The sequence below is a fragment of the Ekhidna sp. genome (genome assembly GCF_039940915.1).
Lineage (GTDB): Bacteria > Bacteroidota > Bacteroidia > Cytophagales > Cyclobacteriaceae > Ekhidna.
Map to the genome: position 1 here is coordinate 1 of NZ_JBDVFO010000002.1, position 23,274 is coordinate 23,274.

Consider the following 23,274-nt stretch of genomic DNA (forward strand, 5'->3'; position numbering starts at 1 on the left):
TCCTGCGGTACCACCCGCGTTATTGATGGCTGTACCTCCAGAAGTTTCCAGTGCGAAGTTGTATCCGCCCGTTGGCTCTACAGCAGGGTTAGTGGTAGAAGGAGTGAGTGTCACCTGACCATTAGCATCTGGATTACCTCCCGCACCATCAGCTACACAGACGGTATTGTCAATGTTGTTAGATTCTGCAACTGCAACCACTGGAAGATCCAGTCCTACGATTACAAGTAAGGTATCCGAAGGACATTCTAAAGGAGTAGGGGATACTGCGACAACTTTATAAGTGTCATTGATAAGTCCAGTTACGTCAGCTGTTGTACTACCAGTAACCGAGCCCCCATCTACAACCTGTGTTCCATTTGAAAAGTAATATTCAAAATTATAGGTGCCAGCTGGAGTTATATCAATGTGGATTTCCCCATCTGAATTGGCCGGATTACAACTTGTATTTGGCTGAGAATTGTTTAGTGATATTGTTGGAATTACCTGATTCTCCGAAAGAACAAAAGATTCAGTAGCAGAACAAATTGTTTGACTGCCTGATGGATCATCATGAGTGACAATAAGTGTATACTCATCAGCGATAAGTCCAGAAACAGTAGCGGTTTGGGTTCCACTTGGAACAGATCCGTTCGCTGCGGCAACACCATCAGCAAGATCTACGCCATCCAATTGCCACTGGAAGGAAAATCCAGTAATGTCATTGGTGCCAGGAGGGAAGTCCGGGTTATTGTCGATAATCGCACTCAAAATGCCATTTCCTGTCGCGCAATCGGTTTGAGGAGCATCCTCACTGATTATGACATTTGGTATATATGGATCATTTCCTACCGTAAGCGTTAGTTCAACGGTTTCACAACCTGTTGCAGTATTTTCTGCGATCACTGTATAGTCTCCTGCTGCTAAACCGGAAAGACTATTGCCATTGGTAGGATTGCCTCCGACCGCTGGGCCAGAATCCGCCGGGCCTGAAGTATCTGTGCCATTCCACCAGGAGAAAGTATAATTACTTTCGGCATCCCCTTGAATGCTTACTGAAAGAAATCCGTTGGGAGTTCCTGCACATGAAGAATTGTCGACTATGGTTTGAGAGACAGAGAAGGTTGGAATATCAGTTATATCATCTACTATGACGTCTTCAAAGTTCGTACACTTCGTGTCATCATTTGTAACTCTAATTCGGTAATCCCCAGGAGCTAAATTTGAAAAAGTGAATGGAATAGATCCATCTGCTACAGTTTCATCAATACCTCTTTGAGATGTGAATGAATGGCCATCAAAAATTTCGTAAGTGTAGGAGGCAGGTTCTGCTCCTGCCATTGAGGTAGTTACATCGATGCTACCTGCATCATTGTCGCAATTTGCATCATCCGTAACGGCTGCAACTATGGTTGGTTGATCTTGAACTCTGGCAATTGTTATTGGAATTTCTACTGCACCACAACCAGTGAGATTGTCATAGACAACAAGCACGTAATCACCATCATCCAAATTATTGAATACACCAGTGGTGTTAATGAAATCAGCGGTACCAGAAACAGTTGCGCCTTGGTACAGTTCAAACCTGTAAGGAAAGAGGACAAAGGATACAGTATCAACAAAGTTCCCCACAGAATTATTTCCGCCAGCAGTGGATACGGCCTCAAATTGAAAACGCGTAGTAAATTGATCTACCGGTATCGTGTATTCTCCTTCATAGAAAGCCCAAGCAGTGTTACCTGTTGAATAACTTCCCTGAACAACTTCAGCTCCGGGTTCACCAATATTTACAGAAATAACATCGGTGCCCGCTCGCCCTTTGTGGGCAAAAGACCAGTTGAGTAAAGCACCAGGAACTGTAGCTAAGTCAAAATAAAGAGCAGCCGTTTGATTGGCATTGATCTCTGCAAACTGATCGCCATGAAAAGCATCATGTATGCTACCGTTTTGGGTGTTGTTGTTGTGCCAAATTTCTATTCTTTGATCACCTGCTGTAGTGCTCCATCCATTGATGAAATCTTGTTGATAAGTCTTAATATTCCCGCCATCAAATGACTGTATATGATCATTGTTAGTAGTGATATCAAGGTTTTCAAAACTACTGTTGATATTTCCGATGGAAACATCTGTGACACTGCCAGGAACTACTCCAGATGCGTCTATTGATCCAAGAACTGTTGCATCACAACTATTGATGTCATTTTGGATTAAATTCCCAGCAGTGACAACTAAAGATCCGGGCGTGTCAACTACATCAATTGTTCGAGTTTCGAAGCAGCTTGTTGCATTGTCTGTTACTCTTACGGTGTATGTACCTTCTTCAAGTCCTCCAAGCTCATAGGGGTTATCACTCACTAAGAATGCACCAGGTGCGGCTGTTCCTGGTAATGTATTAGCAACCAAGGTGTTGGCACCCAGAAACCATTCAAAGGTAAAATCTGTAACATTACCAGCTCCGTCTCCATCGGCACTTACAATGCCATTTCCAGCTACACAAGATGTGTTATTTTGAACAAGTGTTGTAGCAGGATTAGGAGCTGAAGAAACATCGCTTAAAGCTTGTGTGACAGGGTTAGATGGGCAGCCCGTAATGTTCGAAGTAGCTCGAACTGTGTATTGTCCGGGATCTGAAACGGTATATGTTACACCCGTAAAATCAGCTGCTGGTTTTACTCCTGTTCCATCGAACCACTCAAATGTAAAGTCAGCGGTATTTCCGGCTACATCAGCTGAAAGCTGGCCGGTACCTCCGCATGAAGAAATATTTACAACCGAGATTGAAGGATCTGGCGGAAATGTTAAATCAGATGAAACTGTGAGGTCGGCAGACGTTGTACATCCTGTGAGATTTTCTACGACATCAACGGTGTAGCTTTGATTCGTAAGGTTTTGAATAACGGAACCGGTGCCAATGGACGTATTTGTTGCATCATTGGTAATTCTCCAGTTAAACCCATAACCATCCGCAGTTCTTAATGTGTCCTGTGGTGGATTTCCAACTGATGCAGGGAATGTGCCATCGTCAGTTTGAGTATAAACGAATGCGTCCAATGATCCATTTGGAGTATTACAATCATCAAGTGGACTGATTTCATAGACCCATGCTCGTACTATTGGAGCAGTCAGATTGATATTGACTTCAACGGTATCGGAATAGCATTGCGTTGCTGCATAAAATCCAATGACATCATACGTACCTGTTGCCATCTGAGGATATTGACTTCCCGTATAAATGATGGTTGAATAGTCATTGTCATTGTACCAATTAAAGACAAAACCATCTGCTTCGGTGAACTCTTTAATGATATCTGGTCCAGTGCCATCTACGGAAATGTTATCAATGTAATGGTGCTCGCTGGAACTTGTATTATGAAGCTCAACAGTGAGTATCAATAAAGAATCAACGCCATCGGAATTAAGATTGGATGCAAATGCTTTTGCATAAGTAAAATCTCCAAATTGCGAGCCATTATTCAATAGCCCAGATTCAGTTACATTGTTGTTAATGTCTCTAAGTTCATATGATGCTCGCACAAAATCTCTCCATTCTCCAGAGCTTTCCTGATTACCGTTTTCGAAAATATCAAGCGAGATATTAATGTCAGTAAAGTCTGCTATCACAATATCCTCAGAAGTCCATGTTACAATTCCAACATCATTTTTTGTTCCTGATTTAGTGATGCTAAACATTTTCGACCCGTTGTACGATGATACCCCATAAAAATCAGGCGATTCGCTGCCCCCATCTGAGGTCCATGCAGTTTCATCAGTATCAGACTTTGCGCTATTTGCTCGATCTTCAAAATTCTCTAGCCATATGGTCTCATTTCCAGAAGGAGTTGGTCCAAAATAGAATGCTCTGGCACTGCCATTATCTGGTAGGGTAGGATCGCACTTTCTGTTGTCAACAATATCAGCTACAGAAAGGTCGAAGGTTTGGAATCCAACCAATGTGCTTTGTATGTTATTTCCAGTTTCACACTCCGGTATTGTTGAGGTTGGTAAAGGAACAGTCAAAGGAGGGGTGCCTCCATTATCGTTGATCACAACGAATAATTCGAAATCACCTCCAACTCCTGATATTGTTTGGGTGATGGTCAAAGTCTCTCCAACGTCAAACCCAACTAACAAAGTGACCTCTGTATCTAGAAGTACTCCATCAGCCGTTCTTGGATCATTGTAATAGTAAGAAACTGGTAGGTTTCCTGATATGTCGACATCACCGATATTGGTGATTTCAAAGGCAACCGTTATTTCAGCATTGGGGCATAGCGCGTCGGTAGCAGAGACAATTCCAACGAAATCTATATCTGGAGATGCAAATTCAACGCAACCTTCCTCGTTCAGGATTGGTGCTTGATTTAAGAATGTATTTAGAGGTCGATTGTCAAAAGGTATTGTCGATCCATCTGAATACTCACAACTTCCAGCTAGTGAAAATATCACTGAGTGATCTTGAACTTCTGTAGGGACAGTTAAATCATCATTGATGTTTACGTTATAGTAACCGTGTTGATTCCATACACCACGAGCAGGCATCCAAGCTTCTCCGTCTGATTCATATACTCTTATTTGCGAAAACTGGGTGTTACTATAAGGGCTAAAACTCGTGGAGTTATTGAAATAACAAGAGACGCAGATTTCACTACTACCATCACCATCCACGTCTGCAATTACAGGATATTCTTCCTGAGTTCTTGATACGCAGGCAATCTCTCTTCTTTCGGAGGTCGTATTATCTCCGTTACCAACTCCATCAACAATCAACAAAGATTCTTCACTTCTGTATACAACTTCAACTGCACCATCTCCATCAAAATCAAAAAGTGAACAACCAGTAAAACCAGAAGAACCTTCTTTAATAGGGTGAATCCAATGAATGTTGAAATTCTCATCCAAAGAGTAGAGTTTCTGGTTCATGACGAAGTTGGCATTGAGTTGGCCATTCCCATCAACATCTCCAATATTTATTCGACCCGGTCCTCTTACGAAATTGTTTGTAGGATCGTGATAAGTAATTACGTTACCGTTAGTGACATCCCAATAGAAAATCGTTGTCTCACCGTTATATCCTTCAGCAGCAGTTCCTAATGCTCCTGACATGAGCAAGTCAATATTTCCATCTAGGTTGTAATCAGCTGCAGAAACTGTAGACCATTGGTCATCCCAGTTGGGGTAATATTTTGGATAGTAGTTTAAATTTGGATCTATGTCTGTATGAATGTCATCATCCATATCCCTCACAAGGGTTCTGGTGCCGGAAGCTTCGTTGATTGCCCATACTTCATTTCCAGATACCAATTCCAATCCAGCACAATCTGCGCAAGCAGCATCTGGCAAAATATCTACTGCTATTGATCCATGCGTATAGTCCTGTTCCCAGTTTCCGTCACCGGCAATAATTACATTACCAGTGAGTGCATCCATCACTTCATTTCGGTAATAGATTTCAACATCACCGTCTTCGTCAAAATCAGCAACACCTGGAAGACCGATTGGCTGATTCACTGAAGCTCTTTCTCTCCAAACTTGGGTAAGCGTTCCTGTTGATATGTCAATGTTGTAGAGAGCTAAATCATCCCCCTTATTTTGCGATACGATAATGTCTCCAATTTCATCTCCATCAATTCTAGCGATGACGGGTGCATTCTCTGGTGTAAAGCCAATATCTGCGGAAGCTATGGTTTCTCCTGTTGCACCATTGAGGACGAATAAATCAAGTGATCCGTAATTATTTATGGAAACTACTTCAGGAATACCATTGCCGTCAAGATCTCCAATCGCGGGAGTGACGTGACTTGTTGCAGTTTGATCATCGGATCCCCATTGCTCTCGAATTGCGAATGTGGTTACATCAATGTCATCCGCACAGATGACTGTATTTCCAAAAAAGAAATCATCACATGCGCCATCATCTGAACATTCTCCATCGTAGCAATCTATGAGGCCGTCACCGTCATCATCAATGCCGTTGGAACAATTTTCTTGAGCTGAAGCAAATAAGGTTGAGAATAAAAAAAGGAAAACAAATATTGACTTCCAGTAGCTTTTCATGGTATTAGTTGAAATGGATACAGACATAGATACACTTTAAAGGCCTAATGTAACCCTCTAGCAATCTAGATAAACCCTCTGAAAATCAAAAGGTACAATGGGTCATAGTAAAGTTAAGCCTATAATCACAAGCAGAACTATATCAATAAATAATATAAATATTTTAAGGCTGATTTTAGACAAACTATCTCTTTTGATAGTCGAAACATTGGATTTTAGGGACTATCTCGCCAAAAGGATACTTCCGGATTTGCTCATTTGGCTATCATCGCATTTAAATACAAAATAGTAAACCCCTTCAGGAACTGGAGACCCATTGAAATTCCCATCCCAAACACAGTTATTGTTAAAAGGAGCATCGGCAACTTTGATCTCTCTTCCTCTTGCGTCAAAGATAAAAATTTTGCAGCCTTGAGTACTTGGCTGTGAAGAATTTAGGATTTCCCAGCAATCATTTAAGCCATCACCGTTTGGTGAAAAAGTTCTTTTAGGACGTAAGTTGTCAAGCTCTAAAGTTAGCTGACTTGAAACAGTGCAATTGTTAACATCTGTTCCAGTTACCGTAATTACAGTGCTCGGTTGGTCAGGGAAAGCAGTAACATCAATTGCGTTCGCATTATCAAAAATATCTTCAGGTGTCCACGTTACATTGGTAAGTCCCTCCGCTGATAAGCGGATGAAGTTATCCTCATCTAAGATGATCAAATCTGATGATGCGTCTGCGTCAGGAGATGTTATATCTGCAGCAGAAGGAAAATTTAAAATCTTCACACTATCCATTACACTGCAGCCAATCGTTGTAACTATTTCAACAATTGCATATACAGAATCTACTCCAATCGGAATTGAAACATCTATGGCACTATTGGTTGAGAAATTGCTTGAAATAATGGTGTCATTAGGAGCAGATACGGCATTTCGTAATGACCAGTTATAGCTAGAAATTGCCGTGCTTGCTGGGCTTTGCAATAGCACATTAAGTGTTTCCGCTTGACACTTTTCAACACCGTCGGTTACGTTAAAAGTGATTCCGGGGGGATCAGATACTGTGACTGAGATTGCATCTGAACTCATGCAGATATCACCCGAACCAGGGCCTCCATAAACTTCGGCAGGGTCATAATTGGTATTTAATATTACTTCATAATTGCCTGTGGAAGGAAAGGTGAAATCAAGGTCTTGTGTAGTAGCCGTGTGGATCACAGCATTGCTTGCGTCTTCAACCACCCATTCATATTGCAGTGTAAAACTCCCTTGTCCTGTAGAACTTGAGGTAAATGATGTTAGGAAATCAATGCAGGTTTCGGTTGGTCCGTTGGCCACTGAAGTAGGTAGCGTAATTGCATTTATGGTATAAGCATTGGTTTCTCTTAGGCAACCATCGCCATCTTCAATTTCAACCACATAGTCACCAGAAAGGTTTGTGCTTAAGGTTGGGTTTGTTTCTCCTGCCATATCGATATTATTTCTTTTCCATTGATAATTTAGGCTTGGAGAAAAGTCAGGAACGGTTAGTGTGACGGATGTATTTGAACAGAAATTATCCAAATTATTGTTTAAAACATCAAATAAGGGAGGCTGACTTACTTCAAGGTTAAACTCCAGAGATTCTTCTGAGAAACACCCACTTGTAGGTCTTGCTCGCACCGTGTAACTACCGGCATCATTGATCGTTGCATTTGTAATCGGCAAACTTCCCAAGGCAGTAGTGGTTGATGTGCCATCCGGCCTTGTCCATTCATAAGTCTCAAACGGTCCCCCAGACACTGTAAGCGTTAAATCATCTCCAACACAAATCTGCTGATCAGGACCAAAAGATGGAGGGGCTGGTTGCGTTCCTCCAATGAGCGTGAACGTGGCATTGTCCGTCAAGGCACACTGGTAAGTTTCACCAGCATCGTGTGTGATGGTTACCCGTACTTCAACTGGCGTGGTAGACCCTGAAGTGATGGTTGCATTTACTGAGCTGCCATCTCCAATGGGCGTGAGTACAGAGCCTCCATTTACAGCACTGACGAATTCCCATAGATAGGTTGCGCCACTCGTTTTAGTAGCGTTTAGCGTGAACTGATCATCAAAACAAAATTGTAGGTTGTCAGGGGAAATGACAGGCTCCACGCAATTTCTATTGAGAAATATTCCGAGGTTCCCTGGATTACCGACAGCAATATTATGGCTGAAGGCTATGTCAGGTCTGGCATCTCCATTTAAGTCCCCCGCACAAATATTTAAGTTGGTATTGGTGGTTGATATTGAAGTAGGTGTGTCAAACGAAATATTTCCTGATGTGGAGTTATTTTCAACCGTAAAGAGTTCATCATTTGTGGAAGTGGAAGCAACCACGACATCTGGTTTACCATCGCCATTCATGTCTGCTATGTCTATTCCCCATGGCCCAGCTCCAGCCATGGAAATGTTTTGAGCAGTGCCAAATGTCAAGACTGTACTTGATGACGTGTTGCGATGAAAAGAGATACGCTGAAGTTGCTGATTAGTAACCACAATGTCAATCAGCCCATCGTCATCAAAATCTGCAGTTGCAACATTAATCCGTTGCGCCAACGAACTAATCCCGGCTTCTAGTTCAAAATCAACGTTACCTGGTTGACTGTTATTTTTTAAAACATAGATCGACTCATTGGGCTGCCTGAATGGTAAAGACACAATATCAATTCTACCATCATTGTTGAAGTCTGCTAAATCTATGGAGCTGGTTCGAGAAGCGCTGCCTACTGATATTTCGTCTGGAGAAGAAAAGGTCAGATCTCCATTTCCTCTAAATACATGTATAGTTGCATCTACCTCATTGCCAACGACTAGATCTGAGTTACCATCTCCATCAATATCCGCAACTTTAATTCTCCGTGGAACTCGATTCACTCCACCCGTAGCGGATGGCAGTTTTAAAGTGATTCCACTGACATAGGTCATTGTGACGGTGCCTGCACCAGGACTCTGATTCTCATAGATATAAATGTCTTTAATATTTGTCCCTACGTTAGAGGTGTATATGAGCTCCGGTTTGCCATCGTTGTTCAGATCTCCACAAATTGATGAAATAAAACCAGTTTGATTATCAGCGTTATTGATCTTCGAAGTGAGCTGAAAGTCGGTTCCAGAAAAACTGTTGGTACCAGCCGTGTTATTTCTGTAAAGTGTAATTTCACTTTTGGAATTATCATTGGTCCCAACATTGTGGGTCATGGAGATGTCATTTAATCCATCGCCATCCAGGTCACACATGCATATGTCATATGCGTCTGTTTCAGTGCTACTGACAAGGTACTCCGCGTCATAGTTAGTAATATCACTGCCACTAAAACTGATAAAAAACTGTTCGCTAGACTGGGCAATTTCCCCGTTATTTATGACAGAAACTACACCATGAGTTGCTCCAGCTGGAACTGTCACCTTAATCAAGTTGCCTGAGTGAGAGGATACTATAGCTTCAACGCCACCAAAGAAAACGCGAGGCGTTCCGGGAGCCGAGAGGTTAGAACCTGAAATAGTCACCGTTTGTCCAACTTCTGCACGGGTAGGGGAGATGTTGTTAATAAAAGGCTTTTGTGCTAATAAGACTATTGGGCAAAATAATAATATGGCTACAATCTTTCTCATCATTCGGTCACTTGAAGAACCCAAGCTTTTGACAGCTTTGGTATGTTTCTGAATTCATCTCGTTTTGTTCGGGTCTGCTGCAGATTGCCCGACTCATATATAACTACGTAGTAATAGCCTCTACCACTGTTGTAGCCTACGATCGTGTCATGAAAACCCATCTGGAACAATTCATCACTATAATCTTCTGCATGCTGGAAGACTTCAAAAGCACCGGAGATTACATAATTTCCGACAGGCAGTTCTAGCAAATGATTGCCTCTCTTAGTCACCACATGGTCATCGGAAGATCCAAGTTCCTCATGTGTTCTGAAATCTGTGGTTAGTTCAGGGTCCCCTTTGGCAACTTCGTCATGATGCTCTTCGGTAAGCTCTGGATTTTCTGATATAGTCTGCGCTTGAGTTTCGTTTATGGCTCGATCCCATTTTACAATATTTTCAATGGTACCATCAGGATTCGTTTTTTCATACTTTATTCCTACCTCCTTAGATCCATCCGGTAAGGTCCTTTCCAGATGACCATCAGAAGCCACAGAAAGATTGGTTGCTTGGGCTGTTGGCACCCAGCTAATGACTACATTTTTTTCACCATCTGCATTTGGTTTTTCTAAACGAATACCTGTTTCCTCTTCTCCAAATTGATTTGTTCTAGTTATTTCCTCATGCTCTTCCTGATGATCCCAATCATCAACTTTTTCAGTTGGAATATCAGCTTCTGGTGCAGGGTCATCAAGTACGGTTGGGGTTGCAATGGATAGCGCATCCTCATCTGTTGTTTCTGTTGGTCTACTCTGCTGAAGTGCGGCGAGTTGTTTTTGTCTTTCAAGCTCCGCTTTTCTGGCTCTTTCTTCGGCGGAAAGTCTATGGCTTTTTATAAATGAAGATACATGTTCGGCATGCTCTTTTTTGGTACCCAGATGATAACCCAAATTCACTTCGAGTGTTGGTCCAAGCTCTGACGAAATCTTAGGATTACCCAGTTCATAAGCAAAGCCTATGGCGAATTTTTCTTTTACTTTAGCTCCGGCCAAGCCTATTATACCTTCGTCTTGACGGTATGATGAACCAACCCAAACAATGTGGTAAAGGTGAGCAATTAAAACAGCTTCATATTGGTGCGGAAGAACGTTGCTGTAACGATAGATGACATGAGGTTCAAATGCGAAATCATCACTAATATGGCCTCTGTAATTCATCTTGATGATGGCATTGTCAGTTGGGGAGAATTTAATGTCAGCAACTTCTTTTTGAGTGATGGGATTGTAGCTGAATAAGTTAGGCAGGGAAACGCCTACGTTGAAATGGCCAAAGTGATAGGCTACACCTACATCACCAATAAAAAAACTTGATTGATCTAGAAAATTTTCGAAAGCCTGATCTCCTGGAGAGTCAAAATCGGTAATGTTTACTGAGTTGATACCTGCACCTAGCGATAAACCAAACCTTAGGAAATGCGTACGATCTATATTAATTAAGTATGAAGCAGAAGCCTTGAGTGCGGAAGTAGTCAAAAGGCCTTGGGTTACATTGAAGGCAGCCCCGCCTAGTGCTAAGCCACCTTGCAACGGGACATGAAAACTAGCGTGAGATATTTGAGGAGCCCCCTCAACATTCGTCCACTGATCCCTGTACATAACAAAAAAAGCAGCGTGTCCTTCTACACCCGCATATGCGGGATTGTACATATAAGGATTCATGAAAAACTGATTGTAGACTTGTGGCTGCTGGGCATTGCTTGTCAATGAAAAAACAGCAAGAATACCGATAATGAAAGATCGCACAATTCTATTCACACCACCTGCTTTAAGGAAAGTTAATCGTTTCAAATATTTGATGATTTCTTTGATCTAAACCCTAAATTAGAGAATTTATTGCATTTCGCACTACCCGTAACAAATATGTCGATTAAACTTATGTTGTGTAGGTAACCTATCGTCGAAAATGTCAAATAAAGAAGACTCAAGCGTGATATAGACTGCAATTGATTTTGTATAATTACATTCTATTAATAAAGAAGTGGTCTGATATGAAGTCGATTCTTACATTCGTTGCTCTCACGGTATTAATTAATTTTTCTTTTGGACAATATTGGTTTGGACCAAAAGTAGGGGTGAGTTACATCGATCATGTATATCAGGATAAAACTTATGAGAGAGACTCCTTTAATGTTGATTCAGACGTTAATATGCAGTTTGGTTTTGCGCTAAGCTATTCAGCAACAGATAGGTATTCAGTTTATGGGGAAATTCTTTATGAAAGAATTGGTAAGACTTTGAGGGACAAGGGCACGAATGGGGAGTCAGTCTATTCCAATATGACAAATCATTTTATTTCTGTTCCTGTTATGCTTAGAATCACTTTAGGAAAAGTGCCATTTCATTATTTTGTTAACGGAGGTCCTCGGTTAAGTTATTGGGTAGGAGGTAAAGGAACCCATGATTTAGCTGCTTTTGAAGAATTTCTTATAGATGACGATGGAAATCCTATAGTCGTGGACTACAAATTAAGATTCAATTCGGATAATGCATCTCCAGATGATTTCAGTACTGCATACGTAAGTCAGCCTAATAGACTTCAATTTGGTTTGGCGCTTGGAGGGGGAGTGTATTTTGACTTAGCTTCTGGTGGGAGATTAATGATTGATTTTAGATATACCTGGGTTCATAGCAACATGGCCACAAATACCGGGAATGATATCAATTTAATTCGGGGAAGTTCAGGTGATCTAGATTTTTATAGAGAAAACTTGGAGTATTACAACAATATAGCCACGGTTGGGGTGGCTTATCTCTTTGGCTACAATAGTGATCTGAAAAGGAAAGGGAAGAGTACAAGTAGTGAAAGTAATAAAAAGAAGAAATAATATAATTATTTCAAGTTTGAAACCCCCAAAACATGGTCTTTTATTGATTTATTCCTACAATTACGGGTAAATATCTAACTTACCTTATCACCTGTAAAATTCACCACTGTGGTAAAAGCATTCTTAAAGTTTTTAGGAGGAGAGCAAGGAGAAGAGAAACAAATGCTCCTCTTGTTGGGAAAAGGCTTTTTTATGGGCATTCTCTTGGCTACTTATCAAATTGGAGCCGAGACCCTTTTTTTAAGTGTTCTGGGAGATGAATTCCTTGCAGATGCGTTTTTTGCTGCAGGAGCTGCAGGTATTGTATCCACAGCCATTTTTGTATACCTACAGCGTCGAATTAACTTTTCTACCCTTGTATTATCTACTACGTTTATTATTCTGCTTTTCATTGGAGGGATAAGAGTTGCTTTTGAGTTAATAGGTTACAATGACGAGATAACCGGCCAATTTCAGTTACTTCCATTTGTACTTTTTGTTATGATCGGCCCTGTCACATCAATAACCTTATTAGGTTTTTGGGGGGTCTTCGGAAGAGTTTTTGATTTGAGGGCGAGTAAAAGAATTATCGGAGGAATTGACACTGGTCAACTGATGGCAACAATGATTGCTTTCTTCAGTATTCCGATATTAACAACCTATGTAATTAATGCTACTTATGATCTGTTATTTGTTTCTGGAATAGCTGCGCTTGGTATTTTTATCTTCACTCTTCTGCTGGTGATAAATTACAACTTGAATTCAGCTACTAAAGTCATGGCGGGTGAAGAAGTTGAAAAGGTCAACTTTTTCAGTTTGATGAAAGACAAGTATCTCAGACTTCTTTCAATTTTTCTTATTTTCTCCATGGGAGCTGCCGTCTTTGTTGACTACACTTTTCTAAGTGCTACAGAAACGATGTATCCAGACGAGAAGGATCTAGCAAACTTCCTATCGTTCTTCTCTGGAACGGTGATCGTGGTTTCATTTTTGATTCAAAGCTTTATCAATGATATCATCATAGGAAAATTTGGATTAAGGGTGGCATTGATGACCATGCCCCTTATTTTAATTCTATTTACGTTAGGAGCTATCATAGTTGGACACATTTTTGGATATGAAACCAAGTCTAGTGAATTCATCATGTTTTTCGTACTTACCGCTGTAGGTAAGCTGTTTACTGCAGCACTTAAAGATGCACTTGAAAATCCTGCATTTAAACTGTTTTTCCTTCCATTGGACATTAAAATTAGGTTTGATATCCAAACAAGAATTGAGGGTGTAGTCAATGAAATTGCAGTATTTATTGCCGGGGCAACTCAGATGGCGCTAGGGCTCTTAGTGTTCTTTAAACTCATTCACTACTCTTACTTCATTTTAGCACTCGCGGCAGGAGTCATATACCTAGCAGGTAAATTGTTTGAGGAGTACAAGACCACCTTGAAGAAGACATTGGAAAAACAGAAAGCCGGATTAGAAGGAGAAGGGAAGCGGAATGACAACAATACGCTCAATATTTTGAAAGATGAGGTCTCATCGAAGGACGTTGAAAGAGTGATGAATGCGCTAAAAATGTTTGAAAAACTTGAGCCAATTGAATTCGAATTTGTGTTGTTGGACTTGCTAAATCATCGTTCACCAATATTAAGGAGCTTTGCTTATCAAAAATTGGGAGATAGACTTTGCTGGGAAGCAGTTGAAATAATTGAAAAAGATCTTAAAACAGAAGGGAATGAAGATGTTTTAAAGATAGCCAGGGTTTCATACAAGAAGTTGAAGTTGGCTTCAGAATTTGAGCTGACTGATGTAAACATTAAGGAACTTGTAAGATCGACGGAAGCTAAGGATAGAGAAAGAGGAGCTAAGCTCCTAGCAAAAGCGACAGAAGATCGTCATATAACCTACATAGTTGAACTTTTAAGAGATATCAATCCGAACGTTCGTTCGGCAGCCATGATATCTGCAGGCAAGGTTAGGCGCCCAGAGCTATGGCCCATATTGATTGAGAACCTTCACCTTTCCACCTATGGAAATGTTGCAATGTCGGCTTTGAAAGCTTCGGGAGAGGCTGCTTTCCATACGGTTGACACAGCTTTTTATAAGACAGGTCAGTATCATCCTACGATGATCCGGATTATCCAGGTTCTTGGTAGAATCGGGGGACGAGGTGCTACTGAGTTGCTTTGGAAAAAAATTGATTTCCCTGACAGAAAAATAGTTTCTCAGCTTTTGCTTTCACTAAGCTATATTGGATTTGTAGCTCGCGATTTTCAGGCTGCAAGAATTAAGATAGCTGTTGAGGGTGAAATTGGAGATATTGCCTGGAACATAAAATCGTCTCAGGAAATTCCGGATGACAACCCGATTGATCATTTGATCAAAGAAGCAATGACAGAGGAGGATATTAAGAATTATGACAATATCTTCATGCTTTTAGGGATGATATATGACCCTCAAAGCGTTCTTTTGGCTAAGGAAAATATTCAAAATGGAACCACGGAAAGTATAACCTTCGCAGTGGAAATGATGGATATTTTTGTGGAGGAGGAACTGAAACCCAAGCTTATACCAGTAATGGATGAACTTACGATTTCAGAAAGATTGGTGAGGTTGCAAAATCATTACCCTCCAGAAGATTTCGATTCATACGACGATTTATTGCTGCAGATAATCAATCGTGATTATAACAGGATTAACCGATATACAAAAGCGCTAGCAATGTATAGATTTAGTCAACTTAGTAATCATGTGACTGCTGATTTGATTGCCAATCTATTTAACCCTGATACGCTTCTTTTGCAAACGGCTGCTTACGTCATGTATAGCATCAATAAGGATTCCTATCATGAACACACTAAGAGATTGAGACCTGCCACTAAAAAGGAATTAGACAAATCGATACTTCCTCCTGTATTTAGAAATGAAGACGAGGAATATCATCAAAAACTACTTTTGATTGAGCGAGTGATCGAGCTCAAGAAAAATGAGATGTTCAAAAAGATCCCTGGAGAGTTGGTGACCTATATTGCTGAATGTTTAGAAGAAGTACGCGTGAAGTTGGGGGCTACAATTATTCGAGAAGGAGATAGCGGGATGGAGCCTATGTATCTAGTTTTGGAAGGGGCGATAGATATTTATGATGGAGACCACAAAGTAGCGGAAAGAGAAGTTGGGGGAGTATTTGGAGAGAAGAACCTTACCGAATCTGATACATTCACATTTACTGCTTTGGCAAGAACTGAATGTACCTTGTTGTTATTGAGAAAGGAAGAATTATTAAATCTAATGTCCAAGCATATTGAAATTTTAGATTGCTGGATTGATATTATGAATGGAGTAATTGACCAGGAAGAAACAGAGATTGTAGATGCTTTATTCGGATGAATTTCGATGAACGACCTTTGAAGAGTATAAAAAATTAAGTTAATTCACTATATAAAAACTGCCTAATCGCACCAATGAGTAGTAACCGAACCATAGCATTAATATATTCTGAGCAAGATGATGCGATGATTGAAGGGGGGATCAAAGGATGGGTTTCAAATTTCCACAAATTCCTATCCACTTTGATGTATCAAATCACCAGAGAGAATCCCGAGATTAAATTGGTGACTGAATCGAGCTTTTCAACCACAGATTTGGATGATTACAATGTGATTATTGCTGTTTTAACGCCGAACTTGGCCAAAGAAAAAGTTATCATGTCGGCACTGAACTCTCATGGTAAGAAGCTTAAAAATAAGGGAGGACTTATTGCCGATGGTGTTGCCAGATTTTTTAAAGTACTAAAGCGACCTTTCGATCCTGACGAATATCTAAGTGAACTTGAAGATTTGCTTACGTATGATTTCTATCTGGTAGATCCATTGACTGGTGACCCACAAGAATTTACAAGATTTTTCGGTAGTGATGCAGAGCGAAGTTATTGGATGAAACTTGTGGATATGGCATATGATATTAATCATGTGCTACATGCCAAAGAACTTGTTGAGGGGAGCGGTACCTATGAGACGATCCCAAGAGATAAAACGGTGTATCTAGCCAGTACGGGTGTAGATATGGTAATTCAACGCGATATAATAAAGCGTGAGCTAATCAGACATGGCTATAAGGTGCTGCCGGATCATAGTTTACCAAAAGAAGCCAAAGCACTAGATAGAATGGTTAGAGATGACCTTGATAGATGCAGGCTTTCCATTCACCTGGTGGGTGAAGACTATGGCTATAAACCACGAGGTTCTGAGCTTTCAGTGGTGGATATGCAAAATAGAATTGCTTCCGACCATACTTATCAAATGGTTGATAAAAATAAGAAGGCGAAAGAAGATGAGAAAAACCTATTCAGTCGCCTTATTTGGGTTTCTCCAGATTTAAAAAATGTTACTGAGAGGCAAAAAATATTCATTGAAGATCTTAAGAGTGATGCAGCTGCTTTAGAGGAAGCAGAAGTTCTTCAGATTTCGCTTCAAGAACTTAAAACCATTGTACGGGAAGAGCTGGTGACCGGGGGTAGATTCAATATTCGTAGAAATATCGCAGGGTTGGATACTTTGAAAGAGGATGATCAAACAAAGATGATTTATCTGATTGCAGACAAGCGAGATGTTAGCGACATTGATGATATTCAGGCGTACCTAAAGAAAGCCGGATTCAATGTTGTATCTCCTAGCTATGAAGGAGATTTAGTTGATTTAAGGTATATCCATCAAGAAAATTTAAGAAGATGCGATGCATCAATTATATATTTTGGTCAAGCCACTGAAGACTGGATCAAAACTAAACTTCAAGATCTTTTAAAAGCTCCTGGTTTTGGCCGTGAAAAGCCGTTAACCGCCAAGGCGGTTTATTTCAAGGGGCAAAAAGATGTTGATATGGAGCACTATAAGAAAAATAACGCTATGGTTTTAGGGAATAATGGAGGGACGTTTACTCCAGAACACTTGAAGCCTTTTCTAACTAAAATAGAAAGCTGATGAGCGAAAAAGAAATTGATGTTCAGGGTCAAGAGATTCAGGATATCGTTGATATTACCCAACTTATAAATCCTTTTCCGGGTTTAAGACCATTTGGAATTGAAGAGAGTCATCTTTTCTTTGGTCGAGAGGGACAAAGTGACGAAGTTCTTGTCAAACTATCAGAAAACAAGTTTGTTGCGATACTTGGAGCATCCGGTAGTGGTAAGTCCTCACTCATGTTTTGCGGCTTAATCCCTACGCTATATGGTGGGTTTATGACAGAAGCCGGGTCAAACTGGAGGATAGTAGTTACTCGCCCAGGAGGCGGCCCAATTGATAACCTGGCTGAATCGCTCCTTATTCGAGATAAAGAATTTTCTAATCTGGGCACTGAGGATAAACTGATTCGTAAGACGATCATTAGTACCGTCCTAAGAAGTAGTTCACTCGGCCTTGTGGAAGTTGTTAGGCAGCTTAAAACGGATGATTTTCAAAATGTACTCATCCTGGTCGATCAGTTTGAAGAACTTTTCAGGTATCGAAAACTGGAATCTGCGACCTCAGATTTAGATGAATCTTCTGCTTTTGTCAATCTTTTGCTTGAAGCGATTCATCAATACGATGAGCCAGTTTATATCGCACTAACCATGCGGTCTGATTTTATTGGAGAATGTGCGCAATTCCCTGATTTAACACAGATGATCAATGATTCTCACTACTTGATTCCACAAATGACAAGGGATCAAAAGAGAACGGCTATTGAAGGTCCTGTTGCTGTGGGTGGCGGTAAAATTGCTCCTCGTTTGACACAGCAATTACTAAATGATGTAGGGGACAATCCGGATCAACTACCGATTCTTCAGCATGCACTCATGCGTACATGGTCATACTGGACTGAAAATCGAAAGATTGGAGAACCAATAGACTTAAGACATTATAATTCGATTGGTACTTTGAGAGAAGCACTCTCTATGCATGCCAATGAAGCGTTTGACTCTTTGAGCAAACGTGAGAAAGAGATTTGTGAAGTGATGTTTAAAGCATTGACAGAACGAGGATCTGAAAACCAAGGAATTAGACGGCCAACCAAGTTGGCGACCATTGCTGCCATTGCAGGTGTCAATGAAGATGAAGTTGCAAGAGTAGTAGAACGCTTTAGGGAGCCAGGAAGGTCGCTTTTGATGCCTCCTTTCGGTGTTCGTTTGGAATCTGAGACCGTTATAGACATATCGCATGAAAGTTTGATGCGTATCTGGGTGCGCCTCAAGCGGTGGTTGGATGAAGAGTCCAAGGCTGCAGAGATGTACTTGAAGTTGTCTGAGGCAGCTGAGCGATATCAAGAAGGAAAAGCTGGACTGTGGCAAATGCCGGATTTGCAGCTAGCCTTAAACTGGAGAGAAGAAAATAGACCTACACTTGTTTGGGGTCAACGATACAATCCGGCCTTTGAACGGACCATGGTATTCTTGGAGACCTCCGAGAAAGCCTATTTGACGGAGCAGAGAAACAAAGAGATTCTTCAGAAACGTCAAGTAAAGCGGATGCGAACCACGGCAGTGGTATTGGCCATTGCGGTTTTGGTTTCTTTGAGTTTCTTGATCTACTCATTCATTAAAGCAGATGAAGCAGAGAAGGCAAGTATTGAAGCTCAAGCAGAGCGAGATAGAGCGGTTGAACTGCAAGTAGAAGCCGATTCACAACGAGAGAAAGCTATAACTGCTGCCGCAGATGCCAATAAAGCCAGAGCAGAAGCCCTAGAAGCCTTGGATAGAGCCAAGCTAGCTGAGGCAGATGCAAAAGTTCAAGCAGATATTGCCAAGAAAGAAAAGGAAGCTGCAGAAGAAGCTCGATTGGCTGCAGAGGCAGCTGAAGAACAGGCATTGAAAAATGAGCAGACGGCAAAGGAACAAGAAGCAGCCGCTAAGGAGGCGACAGCTCAGGCCGATTTAGAAAGAAAGAAAGCGGAACGTCTGAGGTATCAGGCCATTGCCCAATCCATGGCGATAAAAGCTAAAACAATTGTTCCGGATGATCGCCCGTTGGCAGAACTTAAGGGACTCGTAGCACTACAAGCTTATTTCTTTCATCAACAGTACAAAGATCAAGGAAAGGACTACAACGGAGATATCTATGCCGGTGTGTACAACGCCCTTCAGGGACTTTATGAAATAAAGTATGGTGACCCGCTCACCGGGGACTCCATATTCAATCAGTACCATAAACCAATTGATGAGAGCTCGGAAAATACAGTTATTTCTGCACTATCCGTTGTCTATTCAAAGGATGGAGATTACTTCTACACGGCCAATGGTAATGGAGAGGTGATTAAATGGAACGTCGAAACGAGGGGGTGGGAAAAAGTATTTCAGAATGAAGATGTTGCCAGGGTGGTCAATATAAGTCCAAGTGAACAGTACCTGGCGTTGGGCACAAATGAGAACAATATATTATTGTTTGATGTGAAAAACATCGATCAACAACCAACCAAAATTGACGGACATCAGGGAGGAGCCGTTTTTGATTTATTATTCTTGCCTGACAATTCTGGATTTATTTCAGTTGGTGCGGATAATAGGATTTTGAGAAGTGATTTCCGCAGCAGCACAGAGTTGGTTAAGTCAAATGTGAGAATCAATAAGATAGCGCTATCGAACGACGCTAAAACGCTTGTTGGAGGTGGAAATGATGGGAATGTTTATATCTGGGACTTGACAGACATGAGCAAGGGAGCGACGATGCTTGTCAATAAATCTAGCTCAACAGATTCTACGGGAGTTGTTTCTTCATCAAACAAAGTGAGTGCGATTAAGGCCGTTAAATTCAGCAATAATGGAAAGCTTCTCGCCTATGGTACAGATGATGGTAAAATAAAAGTTTGGGATATGGAAACTGATGAACAGATTCCTCCGACGCTTACAGGTTTCAGGGCTCCGATTACGGATATTGAGTTTAGCCCTAATGATCGCCTATTGTTGGCCACATCGAGAAATAAGCAGGTGAGAATGTGGGATTTAGAAAACCCATTCGATCTTCCGGTTATTTTGCAGGATTATAAAGGTTCAGGTGGTGACAATCAGGGCTGGGTGAATGACGCAGACTTTAGTCCAGATGGACAGTACTTCTTAACTGCGGCAAACGATGGAAACATCAGGCTTTATCCTACCAATGTTGGTAAGCTGGCTAAAGAGATTTGTTCGCACATTACGCTAGGTAATATGTCCCAAAATGAGTGGAGACAGTATGTGGGTGAAGGAATTGAATATGTCGAAACTTGCTCAGGACAACCGAGAAGAGCAAACGAACTCTAATACCCGAATGAAGAAACTTTTAATTGCCCTTACGCTAACGCTAGGTTATTTTGGAGCTGTTGCTCAATCGTCTTCACAATGTGCCAGAGCTCTTTCTCAAGCAGAGTTAGCTTTCGAACAAGGTAGACTTTCGGATATAATTAACAACTATTCGGACGCAAATAGCGGCTTTACCAAATGCCTGGACAATGACGTCTTTTCGATTGAGGAGGAAATTAGAGCCTATAAGCTTTTGACCAAGGCCTATCTATTCCAAGACAATGAAGAAAAGGCAGAAGAGATGTTTGTAAAGCTCTTGAAAGTAGATAAAGAACATCAACTTTCTCCGGAAGACCCCGCTGAGTTATATCTTTTGAAAGACAAATTCAAAACTGAACCGATTTTAAGAATTGCGATTAGGGGAGGGTTTAATAAAACGCTGCCTAAGGTTATTCAAGAGTTCAATACCTTCCAATCAGGAAGCAAGAGATACAATGAAAAAGGAAACGATACAGGATTGGGTGTTGGTTTTTGGGCTGAGGTTTTAGCAGAAAGGCATTTGACAAAAGGGATAGAGGTGGCAGCAGGCCTTCAATATCGGATTACCACCTATGAGATCGAAGGAGAGATGATAGTAAATGACCTTAATTATGTTGCGAAAAATACCAGTAATATGTTGCGGGTACCAATACTTGTGAGGTATAGCTTAAACTATGATAGCAAAGACGATGATGGAAATAGAGTAGGATTCCTTCCCTATGCATTTATCGGCGGTTCTTTTGACTTGACATTAAGCGCTAAATATATTGACGCTCGAAGAACAGGAGGTACAGCCTATACCTTGCCCGTCAGTAGTGCCGATTTAAAGGCTGAAAGTCAAGTACGATCATCCAACATCTCCATTCTTGCCGGTATCGGATCCAGATTTAGAATTGGTAGAGCAGAGGTTGACTTCTTTTCGATCGAATTAAGATATGATAATTCTTTGCTTAATTACATCAATCCCGATAATAGATGGGCAAACGAAGATTTAAATTATGGAGTGGGTCATGTTGAAGATGACCTTACCCTTAATACCCTTTCCATATCATTTGGGTATACTCGATCACTTTACATACCAAGAAAACGTAAGCAGTACCGCTAGTTTATGAGATACTTACCACTATTAATTTTTGCTTTTTTGATTGTCTCTTGTCAGATAGAAGATGACAATGCTCCTTCTCCCGATGAGGCTTTCATAAAATATTATGGAGAGTTAACTAGTTATGAAGCTAGCGATATTGAAGTCATATATGATGCAACTGGTGAGATTGCTGAAGGATTAGTCATTTTTGGCTCAAAGATTAATGAGCTGGGAGACAATGACTATTTTGTGCTCAGGACTGATCTTCAGGGAAATTTAATAGACTCCTTGTCGTATAGATATGAGAATGAAACAGGTCAGGATTTTACAGGAGATAATATACCAGATGATCTAAAAGGAGACGATAGATCAAGTCAAATTCATGTTGTCCCTGGGCAGGGTTTTATAATTATTGGAACATCTTCGATTACTCAAAATACTCTCGGGATTTCTGATTTTCAAATATTGACGCTTGGTTTTCTGGATAACGATTTAAACTTAAGAGGAGATACATTAGTAGCGCTTGCTTCAAGTCCGGGTAACGTTGATTTGGATTTGATGGGTAACGATGCGATTCTACTTTCCGATGGAAATTTCCTAATCGCGGGAGCCATTGAGTTGGATCGTGGGGGAGGTGTGACAGATTTCGATAACTATATACTTAAGTTCAATTTTACGAATGGCGTATCTTTTGAAGAAATACAAGGTGTTCCGGGCGCAGGTGAAGATGATGTTCTGGTAAGGGCATTTGAAAAAGATAATGGCAACCTTGTTTGCATTGGATACAGCAACTCCCCCAGTCTATTGGGTGAAAATGGCGGAACCAATGGAACAAATGTGTATTATTTGGAATTGTCACCCAATGGAACCCCTGTTAATTTTTATGCCTATGGTATGGATGATCCAGACCCATCAGATGGAGGCGTGTTTAATGAACAAGTCAATAATGTCATTGAAACCCCATCGGGTTACACTGTCGTTGGTACTTCGACTACTGCGAGTGACCAAGAGTATGCATTCCTGATGAATCTCAGTAATAACGGCCTTTACCTAAATGCCAGTAATCATCTTAATTCAATTTATAATCCCGATCTTTCAATCCTACAAACAAGAGGCTTTGGAGTTACGCAGGCATTGAATAATGAACTGTTACTTGTTGGTAAATATTTATCATTCACAACGGCATCTGAAGCGCGAGGTGGGGAAGGAATGTTTGTGCAATTTGATCAATCTGCTCAAGTAACAGGAGCCGAGTCCTTCTTTGGTCTGGCTGATGGCGATGATGGTATTGTAGATGCGGTAACCCTCCCGGATGGAAAAATTGTTGCTGTTGCCAATGTTGACTTTGGTGGTGGAGTTAAATTGCTGTCGATTATTAAGCTCAACGCCGATGGCTCTTTAGATAGGTGATTTATT

Annotated in this window: 9 protein-coding genes; 6 read left to right on the forward strand and 3 right to left on the reverse strand. The window is 40.9% G+C overall.

Features of this window, described 5'->3' with window-relative positions; all coding sequences use genetic code 11:
• From ABJF57_RS05435 to ABJF57_RS05445, 3 genes are all read right to left on the reverse strand, one after another.
• A partial coding sequence (locus tag ABJF57_RS05435) for an FG-GAP-like repeat-containing protein (RefSeq protein WP_462233174.1) occupies positions 1-6,060 on the reverse strand: 6,060 nt, incomplete at its 3' end.
• 195 nt (positions 6,061-6,255) lie between these two features.
• A complete protein-coding gene (locus ABJF57_RS05440; RefSeq protein ID WP_462233175.1) occupies positions 6,256-9,654 on the reverse strand; it encodes an FG-GAP-like repeat-containing protein in 3,399 nt (1,132 codons plus the stop codon).
• A complete protein-coding gene (locus tag ABJF57_RS05445) occupies positions 9,651-11,477 on the reverse strand; it encodes a PorP/SprF family type IX secretion system membrane protein (RefSeq protein ID WP_462233177.1) in 1,827 nt (608 codons plus the stop codon). Before ABJF57_RS05445 ends, ABJF57_RS05440 begins: the two co-directional genes overlap by 4 nt.
• A 200-nt stretch (positions 11,478-11,677) precedes the next feature.
• Here ABJF57_RS05445 and ABJF57_RS05450 point away from each other — a divergent pair, with 200 nt between their 5' ends.
• From ABJF57_RS05450 to ABJF57_RS05475, 6 genes are all read left to right on the forward strand, one after another.
• Positions 11,678-12,514, forward strand: a complete 837-nt coding sequence (locus ABJF57_RS05450; protein WP_462233179.1) for an outer membrane beta-barrel protein — start codon at positions 11,678-11,680, stop codon at positions 12,512-12,514.
• A gap of 108 nt (positions 12,515-12,622) precedes the next feature.
• Positions 12,623-15,877: a cyclic nucleotide-binding domain-containing protein gene (locus ABJF57_RS05455; protein WP_462233180.1), complete on the forward strand. Its 3,255-nt coding sequence runs from the start codon at positions 12,623-12,625 to the stop codon at positions 15,875-15,877.
• Positions 15,878-15,951: 74 nt separating this feature from the next.
• A complete protein-coding gene (locus tag ABJF57_RS05460) occupies positions 15,952-17,466 on the forward strand; it encodes a DUF4062 domain-containing protein (RefSeq protein WP_462233182.1) in 1,515 nt (504 codons plus the stop codon).
• A complete protein-coding gene (locus ABJF57_RS05465; protein WP_462233184.1) occupies positions 17,466-20,756 on the forward strand; it encodes a WD40 repeat domain-containing protein in 3,291 nt (1,096 codons plus the stop codon). The genes ABJF57_RS05460 and ABJF57_RS05465 overlap by 1 nt, the downstream gene beginning before the upstream one ends.
• Positions 20,674-21,879: an outer membrane beta-barrel protein gene (locus tag ABJF57_RS05470; RefSeq protein ID WP_462236040.1), complete on the forward strand. Its 1,206-nt coding sequence runs from the start codon at positions 20,674-20,676 to the stop codon at positions 21,877-21,879. Before ABJF57_RS05465 ends, ABJF57_RS05470 begins: the two co-directional genes overlap by 83 nt.
• Before the next feature lie 3 nt (positions 21,880-21,882).
• Positions 21,883-23,268 (forward strand): NHL repeat-containing protein, encoded by a 1,386-nt coding sequence (locus ABJF57_RS05475; protein ID WP_462233188.1) that lies wholly within the window; start codon positions 21,883-21,885, stop codon positions 23,266-23,268.
• Positions 23,269-23,274 lie beyond the last annotated feature (6 nt).

What these genes read in the sequence shown, in the direction of transcription:
- ABJF57_RS05470 (WP_462236040.1), top strand. Translation starts at nt 20,674, where the DNA reads ATGAGTGGAGACAGTATGTGGGTGAAGGAATTGAATATGTCGAAACTT.
- ABJF57_RS05460 (WP_462233182.1), top strand. Translation starts at nt 15,952, where the DNA reads ATGAGTAGTAACCGAACCATAGCATTAATATATTCTGAGCAAGATGAT.
- ABJF57_RS05440 (WP_462233175.1), bottom strand. Translation starts at nt 9,654, where the DNA reads ATGATGAGAAAGATTGTAGCCATATTATTATTTTGCCCAATAGTCTTA.
- ABJF57_RS05450 (WP_462233179.1), top strand. Translation starts at nt 11,678, where the DNA reads ATGAAGTCGATTCTTACATTCGTTGCTCTCACGGTATTAATTAATTTT.
- ABJF57_RS05465 (WP_462233184.1), top strand. Translation starts at nt 17,466, where the DNA reads ATGAGCGAAAAAGAAATTGATGTTCAGGGTCAAGAGATTCAGGATATC.
- ABJF57_RS05475 (WP_462233188.1), top strand. Translation starts at nt 21,883, where the DNA reads ATGAGATACTTACCACTATTAATTTTTGCTTTTTTGATTGTCTCTTGT.